The sequence below is a fragment of the Dapis hubbardiae BLCC-M172 genome (assembly GCF_050016015.1).
In the GTDB taxonomy this organism is placed as follows: Bacteria; Cyanobacteriota; Cyanobacteriia; order Cyanobacteriales; family Microcoleaceae; genus Trichodesmium.
Window position 1 is genome coordinate 1 of sequence record NZ_JBNHEQ010000198.1, and the last position, 2,513, is coordinate 2,513.

The 2,513-nt window shown below is 33.7% G+C and carries 2 protein-coding genes; one reads left to right on the plus strand and one right to left on the minus strand.

Annotated features, from left to right (window positions below):
* Window positions 1-457 precede the first annotated feature (457 nt).
* Window positions 458-685: a hypothetical protein gene (locus tag ACP6PK_RS18140; RefSeq protein WP_426561433.1), complete on the plus strand. Its 228-nt coding sequence runs from the start codon at window positions 458-460 to the stop codon at window positions 683-685.
* Between the two features lie 502 nt (window positions 686-1,187).
* Here the strand turns inward: ACP6PK_RS18140 and ACP6PK_RS18145 are convergent.
* Window positions 1,188-2,084, minus strand: a complete 897-nt coding sequence (locus ACP6PK_RS18145) for a helix-turn-helix domain-containing protein (RefSeq protein WP_094672142.1) — start codon at window positions 2,082-2,084, stop codon at window positions 1,188-1,190.
* Window positions 2,085-2,513 lie beyond the last annotated feature (429 nt).

Below are 2,513 nucleotides of genomic sequence, written 5' to 3' on the forward strand. Positions count from 1 at the left end.
TTATGAGGTACACAAGCTCTTTAATTTCTTTTCTATTCCCTATTCCCTATTCCCTGTTCCCTGTTCCCTATTCCCTGTTCCCTGTTCCCTAAAACAAACGAATTTTGTACCTCACGCTTCTTGGGAATTGCTATAACTATAATATAGCCTTTCCAAGTGAGTTTCCAAACTAAATGATAACTTTTGATACTGCCAAAAACTCCCTAATTACTTCCCACTTGTTTCTGTTTCTCCTTCACCCATTTCTCAACCATTTCATTCTCTGTTAATCTCTCAAATCTAAATACTATGGTTGTTAGTAGAAAAAAAGTTAATATATATATATTCATTACACCTTAGTTTAATATTTTTATAGTGTTCAGATTTATCAAGTTGCACATTTATTCCAGGATATGTAAAATTTTTTGAGTAAAATTAAAGTAAAGATAAATAATCAAATATAGGAACAATATAACTTATGTCCCAAGACTCTCATCAACAAGCAAAAATCATCGCTAAATACTTAAATACTCTGATTAGGGAGATAGAACACAATCCCGAAATTTCGCCGTGGGTAGTTCGTCAAGTTCTCAAAACAGCCAAAGATAAAGCAGAAAAATTAGCAGACGACTTAGAAAATCAAGACAGTAATCACAAGGTATTATCTAATTCTTATGGTTGTTATGATTCAAAATATAGACAATAGCAAATTTTATTGGTCATTATTTCTAGAAAACATCTATATTATAACCCAGTTTAAATTACAAACTGGGTTATCTTATGTATATATAGCAACAGCCAGGAGCAACAGCCAGGGCGATTAGGACATAGACTGATGATGAATCAAAGACCACGGAAACACTTTTCCAACTGTTCCCTGTTCCCTGTTCCCTGTTCCCTGCTATAAAACTTACCGATTTGGCAATAACTGAAGATGGAACATTTTTTTATACCGAACCCGATCGGATTTGATATAAGGGATAAAATTGCCAAAAAACTTGACTCCTACTCTAGAGAAATTCTGGGGTGCAGATTTGTCATGCCAACTTTTAGGAGGAAAAAGGGTTAATTAACTATTGTTGATTTATTAATAAACATTAACATAAGTTCATATATATTTATATAGTTATACTGGTATAGTTGTCTAAATTATGTTACACTCTGACAACATTGCTAAATGGTGTGACACCTCGGTAAATTGGATATTCTTACTGTTTTAGTAAAAATTTTTTGGGGGTAACGCCCATCGCCTTTTTGAAGTGACGGGTCAAATGGCTTTGATCTACAAATCCAACCTCATAGGCAATTTCTTTTGGTGTTAATTTACCTTCGAGTAATAATTGTTTGGCTTTAGCAACACGTTGTCCAATTACATATTGATGGGGTGTGATGCCGATAGATTTTTTGAACTGAGTAGCAAAGTAGTTAGGGCTAACTTTGGCGATCGCAGCTAATTCAGTCAGAGTCAAATTTTGGTGTAAATTAGCTTGGATGTAGTCGATAACTTGATTTAATATGGTTTTGGAGAAACTGCTTGGTGAAATTTGGATGGGTTTTTGAACGCAGTAATTTCGTAGTAGATGAATATAGAAGGTTTGTAATAAGGAGTCAATATATAATTGACCGCACAAACCAGGGTTGAATAATTCTTGTTGTAAAGCCTGAAAAATACTAGATATTAGGGGATCGGAAAAGGAAAAATGTGGTAATAACTCGACAGAATCACCTTTAACTATGTCATTTAATTTCTGCTTGAGAATGATAGGCTCAAAATTTAATGATAAATAAGAAATGGTTTGATTCCAGTTGAGAGAATATTCTATTTCAGCAGGCATAACAACTATATTTTGTTGTTTTACTTGTCGTTTCTGAATTCTTCTTGTTAGATTTTCTTCATAATCAGTATCTGGAGAGACATAAGTATATATATTAACACTATGTATGCGAAAAGCATTGTGCAACATTTCAAATGGTAAGTGGCGATAATGGTGTAGATATATTCCTTCTGATAAATTGCTAGCCTGTAAAATTTTTATACCAAAGACACCCATTTCTTCTTGACTGCTGAAGTCAACATCGTATGGTATTTTTTGAGGAATAGTCATAAGTAATTAACAATTAACAAGATAGTTTAATCATCTCCCAAATTTCAGGTTTAAGTGGTGATAAAAATCTGGAATATCCGTGATTTTTCGGTTGTTCTAGAGTGAGCTATTCAATTGTGAAAAAGTGACTTATTTCAGTTTTGAGTAGTGACACTTATCACTACATCCAACTCAAAACCTCTCCGGAAAACTAATTACAATTAATAACTTCTATTGTAAAATCTTTACTAGACAAAACTCTCAAAAAGTTGACACACTTATTAAAGTTTGTTGGGTAAGAGAACATAGCTTGCAGTATTTCCCTCCCCTAAGAACAACTCGTGACAGCAAAATTTGTAGTAGACTGACACACCTTAAATGGTGCAATAGATGTAGGTTGGGTTGTTTGCGCGATTCATTGCGCAGCATGGGACGTTTGCGGAGCATTTC

Coding starts and splice junctions, on each gene's coding strand:
- ACP6PK_RS18140 (WP_426561433.1), top strand. CDS start 458: ATGTCCCAAGACTCTCATCAACAAGCAAAAATCATCGCTAAATACTTA.
- ACP6PK_RS18145 (WP_094672142.1), bottom strand. CDS start 2,084: ATGACTATTCCTCAAAAAATACCATACGATGTTGACTTCAGCAGTCAA.